We start from the raw sequence: 14,596 nt of genomic DNA, 5'->3' as shown, positions 1-14,596 counted from the left end.
GCCAGAATCAGAGTAGTGAGAAAAAAGAACAGGGATGTGAGCGATATTTTTTTTGATGGAATATCCACAACTTAAAATAACATTTCTTACTGACTCGAATGACAAATATAGCAAAATTGTAATTAGGTTCGTTGTTTTCAACTTTTTTTGTGTTCATTGGTCATCACCACCCTGGATTGAGTCGCCAAACATTACAGTAAGATAAGAAAAGATTGCTTCAAACGGCCCAAAACGGTTTGATATATTTGGTTTCAAAAAAAAATGATGTTAATTTGTTTGTAAACAATTCTGAATTCGTTGAGGAGAAACAGACTCGAGGAGTTTATCCCAAAAATTTATACAACTATTTACATGGAAACAAGAAGAGGATTTATCAAGAAAGCAGCCATGGGAGCTGCCGGATTAACTCTCGGCAGCAACCTTCACATGTCAGCCAGAAGCTATGCCAACATCATGGGGGCGAACGATAGGGTCAAGGTGGGTATCCTGGGTTTCTCCAATCGATTCAAAAACTCACTGGGAAAAGCTTTTCTCAAGTACGCACCTGATATGAACTTTGAACTCTTCACAGTCTGTGACATCTGGAACCGGCGCAGGGAGGAGGGAGTGGCATGGTACAAGGAACAGACCGGAGGTTCAATTCGTACAGCCCGTAACACCGATGAGCTATGGAGCCAGAAGCCGGACGCAGTCATCATCAGCACGGCCGACTTCCAGCACGCACTTCATACGGCCGAGGCCGTAAGGGCTGGGTGTGACGTCTATGTGGAAAAACCGTTTGCTGAAACCATGGAGGATGCGAATGTAGCACTGCGTGCGGCACAAGAGACCAGTAAGGTAATACAAATTGGATCACAACGTCGCAGTGGACCCAACTATCACGCAGCACACGATTACATCCAATCGGGCAGGTTTGGCAAGATCAACACCGTGGAGATGACCTGGAATGTCAATCAGCCGGGACGTTGGCGATTGCCGGAACTCACCAAAGAGATCAGAGAGAAAGATACAGATTGGAAACGGTTCCTGATGAACCGCCCCTATGAGCCGTGGGATCCACGCAAATATCTGGAATACCGACTCTTCTGGCCCTACTCCTCTGGCATCCCCGGGCAATGGATGGCACACCAGATTGACACGGTGCACTGGTTCAGCGGACTAGATTACCCCCGTTCCGTAGTGGCCAATGGCGGAATCTATATGTGGAACGACGGCAGAACCAACTACGACACCATGACTGCCGTGTTCGATTACGGTGAACATGACAATCAAGAGCCGGGAAACGGTTTTCAGGTGATCTATTCTTCACGGCAGCACAACGCATCGGGAGGCACCAAAGAGTGGTACTTCTCCAACGGGGGCAAGCTGGACCTGGAGAGCAACCTGGTCACCGATGAAGGAGGCCTAACAGAAAGATTTGCCTCTGCCATAGGGATGAAACCTTTTGAACTGGATCGGTTTGAACTGCCACAACTGAAAGCAGAGAGTGGTGCCGACACCGGTGCCGACCCGTTAACCAATGCACACATGAGAAACTGGATGGATTGTGTACGAGAAAAAAACATCAAAACCAATGCTCCCGTTGAGGCCGGTTACAACCATTCTATCGCAGACATCATGGTGACAGCCGCCCTGCGCACCGGTCAGCGGGCGACCTTTGACAAGGCAACAAAACAGGTTATTGCCGGAGGGAAAGTGTTCACTTATTAGCCATTGGCTGGCTCTTCCTCTATCTCTTATTCAGGAAAAAGATTTTCCTAAAAATTTAACAATTATCGCAACCATTTTCCCTGGAAATATTATTTCCGTAATAGTCTCCTCTTCTTGCTGCTCAACAACAACCTATGATATTGTGATAATTCACAAAAAAAACACTACTTTTGCAATATATTGAGTTTAAAACGGCTATTTTAATTAATTATTTTACTAATGACCACCAGAAGAAAATTCTTAAAAACGCTGGGAGGAGTGACCTTGCTCACCATTGTTCCCCGCAATGTGCTGGGAAATGGCATGCTTGCTCCAAGCGATGAACTGACCAAAGGGATCATCGGTGTGGGAGGAATGGGTCGCAGCCATATTCCATACGACAAAACACGCGTGGTTGCCATGTGTGACGTAGACAAGAATCATCTCTCACAGGCAGCTTCAATGGTGAAAGACAAAATCAGTCTCTACCATGATTTCCGTGATCTGATCCTCGACAAAAATGTGGATATCGTTCATATCGCCACCCCACCCCACTGGCATGGCATCATGTCGGTGGAAGCCGCGAAGGCAGGGAAAGATATTTTTTGTGAGAAACCAATGACACGCACCATTGGTGAAGGAAAGCGTGTACGAGAAGCCATTGCCCAACATGGCAACATTTTCCGACTCAACACCTGGTTCCGTTTTAAAGATCCCTTCTACGGGTTGGGTACGCCGGTGAAACCCCTGAAAAAACTAATCGACAGTGGCATGCTGGGATGGCCTTTGAAGGTGACCATCAGCAAGCATACAGGCTTTGACTGGAAATTCTACTGGGTGGGTAAAAACCATCTTGAACCACAACCCATACCTGAGGAACTGGATTATGATATGTGGTTGGGGCCGGCTCCAAACAAACCCTACAATGCACATCGCGTCCACCAGACCTTCCGTGGCTACTGGGACTACGACGGAGGTGGTCTCGGCGATATGGGACAGCATTATATCGATCCGGTACAGTACATGCTGGGCAAGGATGACACCAGTCCCGTGAAGGTGGAGGTCGATGCACCCCAACAACACCCCGATGCTGTAGGCACCTGGCGTTCCATCACCTACACCTATGCCGATGGGTGCCAGATCATCCTCTGGGGCGGTGACTACGGTGAGCCTGACACACCTTACATTGCTGGACCCAAGGGTAATGTGTACAGGAACTTTGTTTGTGACATCCCGGACTGGGAAAAGAAACTGGCCGACTATCCCGAGCCAGTTGAACAGCAGACCGATTTCCTCGCAGCGATTCGCAACCGACAGAAGTTTGCATTGAACGAGGTGAACGGTCACCGTTCTTGTACCATCGTTAACATGGGTGCCGTAGCCCTTCAACTGAACAGAACCCTTGAGTTCGATCCGGTGAAGGAAGAGTTTATCAACGATGCAGAGGCCAACAAGCTTGTTGATCAACCGATGCGTGCACCCTGGACCATTTAACCCCAATTCCCAAGCAATGAAACAGAAACGATTTTTGATATTACTCCTGGGCCTGTTAATCGTATCCGGTATCCAGGCGCAACTGCCAGAGGGCAGAACAAAAAATACCATCATCGCCGATGCACTGGCCCAATTACCGGCGGATACGCAGGAACAGTACAACAGGGTGATGACCGAACTGGTATCGACCGGTGAAGAGGGACTGCTGGATCTGATCGGGCGGCTAAACCCTCCGGGAAGCCAGAGCAACGAGACCCTTGATTTTGCCATCAACGGTTGGGTTCACTATGTCGCAAACGATAAAACACAACGAAAGATTGCTGCTGTGGCCATCGGCAAAGCACTTGGCAGACCTCTGCACAATGAAGTGAAGGCAACATTGATTCGGAACCTGCGCACCATAGCCGGCGATGATGAGGTACCCTTATTGAAAGGTTTTCTTTCCGACCTTCACCTCTCATCTGCTGCCTCTATGGCACTGATCTCAATTGGCAGTGAAAAGGCCTGCGATGCACTCCTACAAGGGGTCGGCTCTTCCGGAAGCGAAGAGATCAGACTACAGCTGATCAATGCGCTGGCACAAACGGGGTATCACAAAGCCGAGAAGACGCTGCTCGACCTGCTCCGCTTCAAACCTACCGGAGAGATGGAGAAGGCACTGCTCAACGCACTTGCCCACACTGGTGGTAAGGCATCGCTGAAACCCCTGAAAAGAGCCGCAGAAGCAACCGGGTTTACCCATCATAAGGGCCATGCCACAGCCTCCTACCTCACCCTTCTGGAGAGGCTCAGCAGTGAAGAACCAGGTCTGGTGAGAAGAGAAGCAACCAGACTACTATCCCATGCAAGAAAAAACGAGAAGAGCGATCTGATGGTAGTTGCAGCCCGACTGCTGGCTGGACAGTCCTCATTACGTAAGGCATCTTTACTACAGGATGCCCTTAATTCGGGAGAGATCAGCTATCTTACCCCACTGCTCAATAGCATTTCATTTACGGATGACAACAGATCGATGCAGCTGATCACGAAAGAATTGGCGACCACACAATCACCCGAGGTGCAAACAGCACTGATCTACTGGGTCGCTGAAAACAACAGGAAAGAACTGCTTCCTGTGATCATTCGTCTCTCGGCCTCTTCTAATGAAATGGTACAAAAAGCAGCACTGCAGTCACTCACCCGCATGGGTGGTAACGAAGCCCTGATCGCATTGGCCTCCCTGCTGAAGAGCAGCGACAGCGAAACGGTCTCACTGGCAACGAAGGCCCTCGCCTCTTTCCCCGGTGATATATCCTATACGTTGGCATCTGTATTTGAGGAGAGCAGCAATGATGGGAAGAAAGCCATCCTGCAGCTGATTGCAGGGCGCAAGATGACAAGTCAGTACAACTTGGTCTATAACCAGCTCTTTACCGATAATGCAACGGTGAAACAGACTGCTGCAAACAGTTTGAAAGATGTGGTCACCGCCGAAAACCTCTCCGACCTGTTCACACTGCTGGAACAGGCAGAGCAAGGACTTGTAACACCGCTGCAGAAGGCAATCAATGCTGCTCTGGACCATCTCCCTGCTGCAGAACAGTTGGCACTGGTCACCACCCGTATGGAGCGTTCGCAGAACAAGCAGTTATACTTCAGTGCTCTCACCAACAGTGGATCGCAGGAGGCACTGGATCGCATCACATCCACCTTTCACAAGGAAGAAGGAACTATCAGAGAAGCGGCGTTAAGCGCCCTGACCACCTGGAAATCGTTTGAAGTAATCCACCCTTTACTGGAGATTGCCAGGAGCAGTTCAAGCAAAATGGAGCTCACGAGGGTATCTGACGCATTGATATCCCTAATTGGCCGTTCCGGTCAAACCGGAGCGGTACAATATCTCTACTTGCGGGAGATCATGCCGTTTGCCCAAACAATTGAGCAGAGGAACCGTATCCTGCAACTATTGGGTCAGACAGGACAATACCAGGCAATGCGCTATGTGGTTCCTTTCATGGATGACCCACAACTGAGTGAGGCTGCTGCCCAGGCAGCCATGGCCATCGCCCTGAACAACCCTGCCTATGCCGGAGAAGAAACCTCAGCCATCCTGCAAAAGGTAAGTGAAACGCTCAGCAACCCTGATGCCGGTTACCAGCGTCAATCCATCCAGAAGTACCTGTCGGAGAACCCTGTCGAGGGTGGATACCTCCCCCTCTTCAACGGCAAGAACCTGGAGGGATGGAAAGGATTGGTGGCCAACCCGATCAAGAGAAACCAGATGAGCGTGAAGGAGCTTTCCAAGGCACAACAGGAGGCCGACAAGATGGCTGCTGCAAGCTGGATCGTTCTGGATGGTGCACTGCTCTTCACCGGGAAGGGCGACAACCTATGTACTGAGAAGCAATACGGTGACTTCGAGATGTTGATCGACTGGAAGCTATACGAAGGCCCCGAGCCTGATGCAGGCATCTACCTGCGCGGAACGCCCCAGGTACAGATTTGGGATACCGCACGTGTGGACGTGGGTGCCCAGGTGGGGTCCGGCGGGCTCTATAACAACACTCAAAACCCTTCAAAGCCACTCAAGGTGGCTGACCAGAAGGTGGGGGAATGGAACACCTTCCGCATCCGCATGGCTGGGCAAAGAGTCTCTGTCTGGCTGAATGGAGAGCTGGTGACCGACAATGTGATCCTGGAGAACTATTGGGACAGAACAATACCCATCTTCCCCACTGAACAGATTGAACTGCAGGCGCACGGCAGCAAGGTGGCTTACCGCGACATCCTGATCAAGGAGATACCAAAACCGGAACCTTTTGAGCTGTCGAAGGAAGAGGAAAAGGATGGTTTTAAAATCCTCTTCGACGGCACACACCTCGATGAGTGGACCGGCAACAAGCGGGACTATGCCGTGGAAGGAGGACAGATCGTGCTCTACCCCAGTGAAAACTTCGGCGGTAACCTTTACACCCTTCAGGAATATGGCGATTTCGTGTTCCGTTTTGAGTTCATGCTCACACCAGGAGCCAACAACGGACTGGGCATCCGCACACCCATGGAGGGTGATGCTGCCTACCAAGGCATGGAACTCCAGATTCTCGACAACGATGCCCCCATCTATGAGAATCTTGAAGTTTATCAGTACCACGGGTCTGTATACGGAGTGATTCCCGCAAAAAGAGGTTTCCTCAAGCCGAACGGTGAATGGAACAGTCAAGAGGTGATTGCCGACGGTGACAACATCAAAGTGATCCTCAACGGCACCACCATCCTCGACGGCAACATCCGTGAGGCCACTAAAAACGGGACAGCCGATGGCAAGGAACATCCGGGACTCTTCAACAAAAAGGGACACCTCGGTTTCCTGGGTCACGGTTCGGTCGTTAAGTTCCGTAACATCAGGATCAGGGAACTGCAATAAAGAGAGTTAATTTCTCACAATTTGAGAAAAAGCACCATCCTGTTGTGATCCGGATGGTGCTTTTTTGATCTTTTTCCCTATATTTGCGAAAGAAAACTGCCCCAATTACTGGTGGATCCAAACAAAACCTAAATATCAAGCCTAAAACTGCATCATTATGTCTACAACAACGCAACTCTATTCCTACAGCCTGAACAACAGCAAGACTTATCTCTTTGCTGCAATTTTTGTCGTGGGCAATCTTTTGTTGCCGCAACTGGCACATCTCATTCCCCAGGGTGGATTTATCTTCCTGCCGATTTACTTCTTCACGCTGATTGCCGCCTACAAATACGGTATCCATGTGGGGATTCTTACTGCCCTGCTCTCACCGCTGGCCAATCATCTTCTCTTTGGCATGCCCCCCGCAGCCGTGCTGCCCGCCATCCTCGTGAAATCGGTGATCCTCGCCATCGCTGCTGCCATGGCCGCCAAACATTTCGGAAAGATCTCAATCCTGGCACTGCTTTTGACCATTCTGGCCTATCAGGTAATCGGGACCGGTCTTGAGTGGGCCATGAGCGGAAGCCTCTATACAGCACTGCAGGATTTCCGCATCGGACTGCCCGGAATGCTGATCCAGCTTGTTGGCGGTTACTTCCTGCTGAAAGCTGTCAGAAAAGTGTAGGGTGATGAGTGAACAAAAATCATTCGAAACGGTGATGCAACGGTTTCGTGAGATCACCTTTCAAGAGCAATTCGACCTGATTGTTGCCATCGCCAACGGTGGCATCATTCCCGCAGCCATCCTCAACCAACGGCTCAACCTGCGCATGGAGTTGCTCCGCATCAACCTGCGGGACCCCTCTCAAAAGCCCAAATTCGAGCGGCCACAGCTTGTTTCGCCCATCGATTTCGACATCAAGGGGAAAACCATTCTGCTGGTGGAAGATCGGATTAAAACAGGAGCAACCGTTCAGTTTGCCATCGACCTGCTGCATGATGCCCGAGAGATCAAAACCTTTGCCGTGAACGGCAAGGCTGACTATTCACTTTACGACGAAGATTGCTTCAAATTTCCCTGGATACAATGAGAAAACTGTTCCTGCTGTTCGTTGCCCTAACCCTCGCATTTGCACTTGCTGCGGCTCACGATGTAACACCCGCGGTCGTTGACACCGTGCAGCTCGATGAGCTGATCGTGACCGGCTCGATGCCCGGCATCACCCTGCGCACACTGCCCATGACGGTATCGGTTATCGGAAACAACAAGATAGAGGAACGAAAAGAGCCTTCCCTTTTACCACTGCTTACTGAGCAGGTGCCGGGACTCTTTATCACGCAACGAGGGATAATGGGTTACGGTGTAGCCAACGGGGCGGCAGGCGGCATGAGCATCCGTGGTATCGGTGGTGCACCCACCTCGGGTGTGCTGGTGCTGATTGACGGACACCCCCAGTACATGGGACTCATGGGACATCCACTCGCCGACAGCTACCAATCGATGATGGCCGAACGGGTGGAGGTGGTGAGAGGTCCCGCTTCCATGCTCTACGGTTCCAACGCCATGGGAGGAGTGATCAACATCATCACCAAAAAAGAGCGTGAAGAGGGTTTCCGCAACAATGCCCGGTTGATGTACGGAAGCTTCAACAGCTTCTCGGCTGACGCTGTTACAGGATGGAAACAGCAACCGTTTTATGGCAACGCCGGTATCGGTTACAACCGTTCCGATGGGCACAGGCCCAACATGGAGTTCGAACAACTGAACGGCTATGCCAGGATGGGATATGAATTCTCATCCCACTGGAACAGTTCGGTTGACCTGAACCTCGCCCGGAGCACCTCCTCTAATCCGGGAAAGATTTCCAATCCCATTCTCGACAATGATGCCGATATCACCCGAGGAGTGGGATCAGCGGTGATTGAGAACAACTACACAAACACCTCCGGCGCTGTAAAGTTGTTCTATAACTTTGGATCGCACGAGATCAATGACGGGGTACCTGCATCTGCATCGTATATTCCGCTCGAACACCGTTTCCGTTCAGACGACTTTATGGCGGGAGTTTCCCTTTATCAGTCCTATGCCTTCTTCTCGGGCAACAGGATCACCGCCGGCTTCGATCATTTTCGCTTTGGCGGAAAAGCATGGAACCGTTATCCAGATGCGTCGGACAACATCACCCTGGCCGATATGCGGCTCAATTCCACCGCCGGCTACCTCAACCTGAGGCAGTTTCTTTTTGACAACAGGATCACGCTGAATGCAGGCATCAGGTTGGACCACCACCAGAAAAACGGGTCGGAATGGATCCCGCAGTTAGGGCTCACCTATACCCCCTCCACCACCACCGTGCTGAAGGCAATCATGAGCAAGGGGTTCCGCAACCCCACCATCCGGGAGATGTACATGTTCCCGCCGCAGAACCCTGATCTGCAGCCGGAACGGTTGATGAATTACGAGCTGTCGCTGCTTCAGATGATTCCGCATTACCGCCTCCGTTTCGGACTGAACCTCTTCTGGATCAAGGGAGACAACATGATCCAACAGGTGGAACCGGGAATCGGCAAATGGAGCAACAGCGGCGAGGTGGATAACAGGGGGGTGGAAACGGAGATCTCCTGGCAAGCTACGACCAATTTGCAGCTCTCTGCCAATTACAGCTACCTGGATATGGTACACCCCATCATCGCTGCCCCCAAACACAAGTTGTATGCAGGCGGCACTTTCACGCAGGAAAGGTGGAGTCTCTCTTCGGGATTGATGGCAGTTTCAGGACTCCATACCACGCTCAACCCGACACCCCAGCAAGAGGATTTCCTGCTTTGGAACGCACGGGCACAATATCGTCTCCTCGAAGGAATTGATCTCTTTCTGAAAGGAGAAAACCTGCTGGGTGAGGAATATGAGATCAATGCCGGATACCCGATGCCGGGCAGATCACTCTTCGGAGGTATCAACTTTCATTTTTAAACATTGTCACGGCCGGTGAACCAAATCCATCGGCCCTGCAGAAACAGCATAACAAATCAACCCTAAACTGATAAACAGATGGACAGACGTAATTTCCTACGAGCGGTAGCCCTTACGGGAGCAGCGCTCACTACGGTTAAAGAGACAGAAGCTATGAGCATCCTCACCCAGTCGTTCGCATCCGCACAGGCCACGGCATACGACCTGGTTGCGGTGATGGGTGGCGAGCCGGATGCGATGTTCCGCAAGGCGATCGCCGAGATGGGAGGAATGAAAAACTTCATCAGCAAAGGCGACAAGGTCTGCGTGAAACCCAACATCGGATGGGACCAGCCGGTGGAGATGGCTGCCAACACAAATCCCAAGCTGATCACAGAAATCATCAAGCAGTGCTTCGATGCCGGAGCTGCAGAGGTAACGGTGTTCGACCATACCTGTGACGACTGGCGCAAGTGCTACAGCAACAGCGGCATTGAAGCAGCCGCGAAAGCTGCCGGAGCAAAGGTTGTTCCCGCCCACCAGGAATCTTACTACAAATCGGTCTCCCTTCCCAAGGGCAAAAGCCTCAAAAGTGCCAAGATCCATCAGGCAATCGTCGACAGCGATAAATGGATCAATGTACCGGTATTGAAGAATCATGGCGGTGCACAGCTCACCATCTCGATGAAGAACTACATGGGCATCGTATGGGACAGGGGATACTTCCATGCCAACGACCTGCAACAGTGCATTGCCGATGTATGTACTTATGCCAAACGGCCCGTGCTGAACGTGGTGGATGCCTACCGGCTGATGAAGACCAGCGGTCCCCGCGGCCGCTCACTCTCCGATGTGGTACTCTCCAAAGGGCTCTTTCTCTCACAGGATATCGTAGCTGCTGACACGGCTGCAGCCAACTTCTTCAACCAGGCACGCGAGATGCCGCTTGAGAAGGTGGGACACCTGGCCAAGGCGCAGGAACACGGTTTAGGCACCATGGACCTCGACAAACTGAAGATCCGCAGAGTCCGTATTTGAACCAGAGCAGCGTGTTCAAACAACACAGATGATTGCGACAGAATCCGGCACCCTCCACCGGATTCAGTCGCCCATTTACTGATGATCAACCGTCATATACCAACCCTATGCTGAAAAAAACAAGACTCATCGCCTCACTCATTCTCTTCACCCTGATCACCCTCTATTTCCTTGATTTCAGGGGGCTGCTGCCTGCTCAACTGCAATTTCTTACAGAACTGCAATTTATCCCGGCACTGTTGGCCGCCAACCTGGTGATCCTTGCCGGACTGGTGATCCTTACACTACTCTTTGGAAGAGTCTACTGCTCCTCCCTCTGCCCCATGGGAATCTACCAGGATATCGTGGCATGGTTCTCCAAACGGTTTATCAGGAAGAAAAAATATCGCTACAGCAAAGCCAAGACCGTACTCCGCTGGAGTGTCCTGACTGTTACGCTTATCGCTTTCATCTTCGGTTTCACCTTCCTAGCGGGTCTCTTAGACCCCTACGGCGCATACGGCAGAATGGTAACCCACCTGTTCCGTCCCGCCTACCTTGCAGGCAACAACCTACTAGCTACCATCTTCACATCGTTCGACAACTACACATTTTACCGGGTGAGCATCTACCTGCTGGGCATCTCCTCCACCCTGATCGCCCTCACCATGCTGCTGGTGATCGGCATCCTGGCCTGGCGGAACGGCAGGACATGGTGCAACACCATCTGCCCCGTGGGGACCCTCCTCGGTTTTATCAGCAAGTATTCCTTTTTCCAGATCACTTTCGATGATGAGAAGTGCAACTCCTGCGGCCTCTGCAGCATGAAATGCAAAGCTTCCTGCATCGACGCGAAGAACAAGGAAATCGACCAGAGCCGATGCATCACCTGTTTCAACTGCATTGAGAGCTGCAACCGTGATGCCATGAAATACCGTTTTGCATTGCCCTGGCAAAACAAAAAGAGACAAGAGGTTCCGGCTTTCACCTACATCAAAGAAGCGCGACCACAGGATCCATCCAAGCGACGTTTTCTCTCCGCATCGCTGGTTACCGGACTGGCTGCCGGAAAATTGCTGGCACAGGGCGCAACCAACGGCTTGATGCCCAAGCAGGACCTGAGCAGAGAGATCCCCATCGCTCCTCCCGGGGTCCCCACTTTCGATCACTTGCGGGAGAAATGCATCTCCTGTCACCTCTGCGTGACCAAGTGCCCGTCGCATGTGATTAAACCTGCATTCCTGGAATATGGACTGGGGGGCATGATGCAACCCCGGCTCTACTTCGACCATGGCTTCTGCAATTACGACTGCACCATCTGCGGGGAGGTGTGTCCTACCGGGGCCATCCTGCCGTTGACCAAAGAGGAGAAGAACCACACCCAGATGGGACAGGTACAGTTCATCATCGAGAACTGCATCGTCTACTACGATGAAACCAGCTGCGGTGCCTGCTCGGAACACTGTCCCACCCAGGCGGTACACATGGTTCCCTACAAGGGAGCGCTCACCATCCCCGAGATCAGACCTGAGATATGTGTTGGTTGCGGCGGATGTGAGTATGTATGCCCGGCAATTCCCTTTAAGGCGATATACGTCGAAGGATTGTCAACACAGAACAGAATAGAGCTCGAAAAAGTAGAAGCAGATGAAGTGGTGATTGATGATTTCGGATTTTAAGCAGATAATTTGACTTGGTTAATACAAAGCAGACTGCCCCTCAGGCAGTCTGCTTTTTGTAATGATACTTATCTCTTAGCAAATCTTTTTCTTCGGGTGTCAGGGAGGAAAAATAAGCTTTCCATCCCGGACAGAAATTGATGTGCCATCGCCAGAAACGTCCTGCGAAGGACTTTGGGTTGCGGTCATACTTTGCCCTCAAGGGGCAGTCACCACAATTTTGTACTGTCGATTCCATTGAATGATTATTTCTGATTGGTTGGCACCTTGAAATAGATGCCTTCCATCCCCCTTTTATTTTCTTTCAATTCAAGGTAATTGCAGCCGTTGACATTCTTTTGTGCAGCCGATTCAAACTGAAAAATCTTAAGGATGCTGAATTCATGGCGTGGAGAGATCACGTGGTAGGCTGTCTCGCAGCTTTCACCGTCTCCTGACGAAAGGATTGCCCCTATGATCGAGATAAACCGGTGAGAAGCTTTTTTCCCCATCTCCATATCTCCTTTCTGGTGATAGAGGAAACAGAGAAATTGCATGGTCCGCAAATCAAAGGGGTTTTCCTGTAGTGACTTGCTCACCAGTTCAATCACCTTGTCTAATTTACTTTCATCCTCTTTCGCACCCCGAAAATATTTCTGAATCTTCTTTTCATCTCTTGATTTCCAGTCGGAATCATAATTCTCCTGAAAGATGTAACCATAATAGAGATGGCGGTAATCTGGTAACGTCAGTGTGGAATCAAAAGATTCATACCGTTCCAACAGCCGGGGATAATAATGATCGGAGGCTGTGTCAACAATTTCATTTTTGATTGACTCATAGTCCGGTGCCTCTGTAACAGGAGCCTGTGCATAAATCCCACAAACAAATAATGTGAGCAGGAAGCAAATCATAACATGTTTCATGATAAGGTTATTTAAGTGAGTAAATATCAAAAGGTAAACTGATACTCCCAAATGCAGCAAATGTCTCTTTTCACTGCATCATCCCTGTTCAATCCTTAAAAGTAACAAAATTATGAGCGCTTCAAGCAGATATTTTGTTAAATAAATAAAATAATCAAGACTCATCCATCATCAACGACAACGGATCGGAGAGGTAGCCCATCACCCTGGCGAGGAAGCGGGTAGTCTCACCGCCATCCACGATGCGGTGATCCACCGAGAGGGAGAGCGGCATGATGTTGCCGATCACGATCTCATCCTCTTTCACGATGGGTGTTTTCATGATGCGGCCGATACCCAGAATACCCGCCTGAGGATAGTTGATCACCGGGGTGGCGTATATGCCGCCGATGGAGCCGAAGCTGGTGATGGAGAAGGAACCCTCCTTCATCTCCTCGAGGGTAAGCTTGCGGTTTCTGGCTTTCTCAGCCAGGGTACCAATCTGAGTTGCAATCTCGAAGATTGAAATCCTGTCAGCATCACGGATCACCGGCACCACCAAGCCATCGGGAGCATCCACCGCAATGGCAATATGCCGTCGGTTGCGGACGATCATCCTGTTGTTCTCGGCATCGATCTGAGAGTTGAGCTGCGGATGGTGTTTCAACGCCTGAGCCACTGCCTTCACGATGAAAGGAAGGTAGGTGAGCTTCACCCCTCTTTCGGCATACAGGGGCTTGTATCTTGCAATCACGGCTTTGAGTGCTGAGATCTCCACCTCTTCGAAAACCGACATATGTGCTGCGTTATGCTTGGCATGCAGCATGTTGCGGGCGATGGTCTTGCGTATCTGCGTGAGCGGCAGGTAAGTCACATCCTCAGCGGCATTGTTTTCTGTCGCACCACTTGGCTTCGGCTGGGGAACAACACCACTGTCAAATTGCAGGATATCCTCCCGTTTCACCCTGCCGGAGGGACCGCTCCCGGGTACCCTGTTGATATCGATACCCATCTCCTTTGCCAGTGCACGTGCCACGGGCGTGGCCAGTGCTTTGCGTTGCGGCTCACCTGTTTCTTTCGCTGAGGGTGCTCCCTCATTGCTCGCAGCAAGAAGTCCGTCGCTGCCGGCCACCTCCATGGTACCCACAACAGCAGCGGCATCCTCACCCTCTACTATCGGCTCCACAGATGCTTCCGGTGCTGCGACTGCAGTGTCTACTTTTGCACCCGTTGAAATCTTACCACTGCTTGTCAAGTCGATTTCGGCAAGAGGAGCCCCCACAGCAATCACATCTCCCGGCTTCCCGTGGAGGGCAACGATGACCCCATTCTTCGGGGAGGGAATATCTGCCACCACCTTGTCGGTCTCCATCTGTACCAGCGGATCACCTACTTTCACCTTGTCCCCCACTTTCACATACCATTCAAGGATGGTACCTTCTTCGAGTCCTTCGCCCAGATCGGGAAAATTAAAAATATGGTTCATAGGGGTATC

10 protein-coding genes are annotated in these 14,596 nt (G+C 51.0%); 8 read left to right on the top strand and 2 right to left on the bottom strand.

The annotated features are described in order from the left end of the window. The first annotated feature begins 351 nt into the window (after window positions 1–351). The 8 genes from JS578_11165 (at window position 352) to JS578_11130 (ending at window position 12,217) form a co-directional block, all read left to right on the top strand. Window positions 352–1,710, top strand: coding sequence for a Gfo/Idh/MocA family oxidoreductase (locus JS578_11165; protein ID QRX63410.1), 1,359 nt, complete (start codon window positions 352–354; stop codon window positions 1,708–1,710). Window positions 1,711–1,929: 219 nt separating this feature from the next. Continuing rightward, complete coding sequence (locus JS578_11160) at window positions 1,930–3,183, top strand: Gfo/Idh/MocA family oxidoreductase (protein QRX63409.1); 1,254 nt, start codon at window positions 1,930–1,932, stop codon at window positions 3,181–3,183. 16 nt (window positions 3,184–3,199) lie between these two features. Beyond that, window positions 3,200–6,586 (top strand): DUF1080 domain-containing protein, encoded by a 3,387-nt coding sequence (locus tag JS578_11155; GenBank protein ID QRX63408.1) that lies wholly within the window; start codon window positions 3,200–3,202, stop codon window positions 6,584–6,586. Between the two features lie 157 nt (window positions 6,587–6,743). After that, window positions 6,744–7,253 carry an ECF transporter S component gene (locus tag JS578_11150; protein ID QRX63407.1) on the top strand — a complete coding sequence of 170 codons (510 nt, stop codon included), beginning with the start codon at window positions 6,744–6,746 and terminating at the stop codon, window positions 7,251–7,253. A 4-nt stretch (window positions 7,254–7,257) separates the two neighbouring features. Then, window positions 7,258–7,659 (top strand): phosphoribosyltransferase, encoded by a 402-nt coding sequence (locus tag JS578_11145; GenBank protein ID QRX63406.1) that lies wholly within the window; start codon window positions 7,258–7,260, stop codon window positions 7,657–7,659. Beyond that, window positions 7,656–9,542, top strand: coding sequence for a TonB-dependent receptor (locus JS578_11140; GenBank protein QRX63405.1), 1,887 nt, complete (start codon window positions 7,656–7,658; stop codon window positions 9,540–9,542). The genes JS578_11145 and JS578_11140 overlap by 4 nt, the downstream gene beginning before the upstream one ends. A gap of 78 nt (window positions 9,543–9,620) precedes the next feature. Continuing rightward, window positions 9,621–10,559 carry a DUF362 domain-containing protein gene (locus JS578_11135; protein ID QRX63404.1) on the top strand — a complete coding sequence of 313 codons (939 nt, stop codon included), beginning with the start codon at window positions 9,621–9,623 and terminating at the stop codon, window positions 10,557–10,559. A 107-nt stretch (window positions 10,560–10,666) separates the two neighbouring features. Next, complete coding sequence (locus JS578_11130) at window positions 10,667–12,217, top strand: 4Fe-4S dicluster domain-containing protein (GenBank protein ID QRX63403.1); 1,551 nt, start codon at window positions 10,667–10,669, stop codon at window positions 12,215–12,217. A gap of 245 nt (window positions 12,218–12,462) precedes the next feature. On the opposite strand, the gene JS578_11125 is transcribed toward JS578_11130, so the two are convergent. Both JS578_11125 and JS578_11120 read right to left on the bottom strand, forming a co-directional pair. Continuing rightward, a complete protein-coding gene (locus JS578_11125) occupies window positions 12,463–13,122 on the bottom strand; it encodes a DUF4919 domain-containing protein (protein ID QRX63402.1) in 660 nt (219 codons plus the stop codon). Window positions 13,123–13,276: 154 nt separating this feature from the next. Continuing rightward, window positions 13,277–14,587: a 2-oxo acid dehydrogenase subunit E2 gene (locus JS578_11120; protein ID QRX63401.1), complete on the bottom strand. Its 1,311-nt coding sequence runs from the start codon at window positions 14,585–14,587 to the stop codon at window positions 13,277–13,279. Window positions 14,588–14,596 lie beyond the last annotated feature (9 nt).

The organism is Dysgonomonadaceae bacterium zrk40 (assembly GCA_016916535.1).
In the GTDB taxonomy this organism is placed as follows: domain Bacteria; phylum Bacteroidota; class Bacteroidia; order Bacteroidales; family Dysgonomonadaceae; genus Proteiniphilum.
The sequence above is the reverse complement of the archived record's forward strand: the minus strand, read 5'-3'. Positions and strand labels throughout refer to the sequence as shown.

Excerpts from the sequence above, each read along its gene's own strand:
- JS578_11165 (QRX63410.1), top strand. The coding sequence starts at position 352 with ATGGAAACAAGAAGAGGATTTATCAAGAAAGCAGCCATGGGAGCTGCC.
- JS578_11160 (QRX63409.1), top strand. The coding sequence starts at position 1,930 with ATGACCACCAGAAGAAAATTCTTAAAAACGCTGGGAGGAGTGACCTTG.
- JS578_11155 (QRX63408.1), top strand. The coding sequence starts at position 3,200 with ATGAAACAGAAACGATTTTTGATATTACTCCTGGGCCTGTTAATCGTA.
- JS578_11150 (QRX63407.1), top strand. The coding sequence starts at position 6,744 with ATGTCTACAACAACGCAACTCTATTCCTACAGCCTGAACAACAGCAAG.
- JS578_11145 (QRX63406.1), top strand. The coding sequence starts at position 7,258 with ATGAGTGAACAAAAATCATTCGAAACGGTGATGCAACGGTTTCGTGAG.
- JS578_11140 (QRX63405.1), top strand. The coding sequence starts at position 7,656 with ATGAGAAAACTGTTCCTGCTGTTCGTTGCCCTAACCCTCGCATTTGCA.
- JS578_11135 (QRX63404.1), top strand. The coding sequence starts at position 9,621 with ATGGACAGACGTAATTTCCTACGAGCGGTAGCCCTTACGGGAGCAGCG.
- JS578_11130 (QRX63403.1), top strand. The coding sequence starts at position 10,667 with ATGCTGAAAAAAACAAGACTCATCGCCTCACTCATTCTCTTCACCCTG.
- JS578_11125 (QRX63402.1), bottom strand. The coding sequence starts at position 13,122 with ATGAAACATGTTATGATTTGCTTCCTGCTCACATTATTTGTTTGTGGG.
- JS578_11120 (QRX63401.1), bottom strand. The coding sequence starts at position 14,587 with ATGAACCATATTTTTAATTTTCCCGATCTGGGCGAAGGACTCGAAGAA.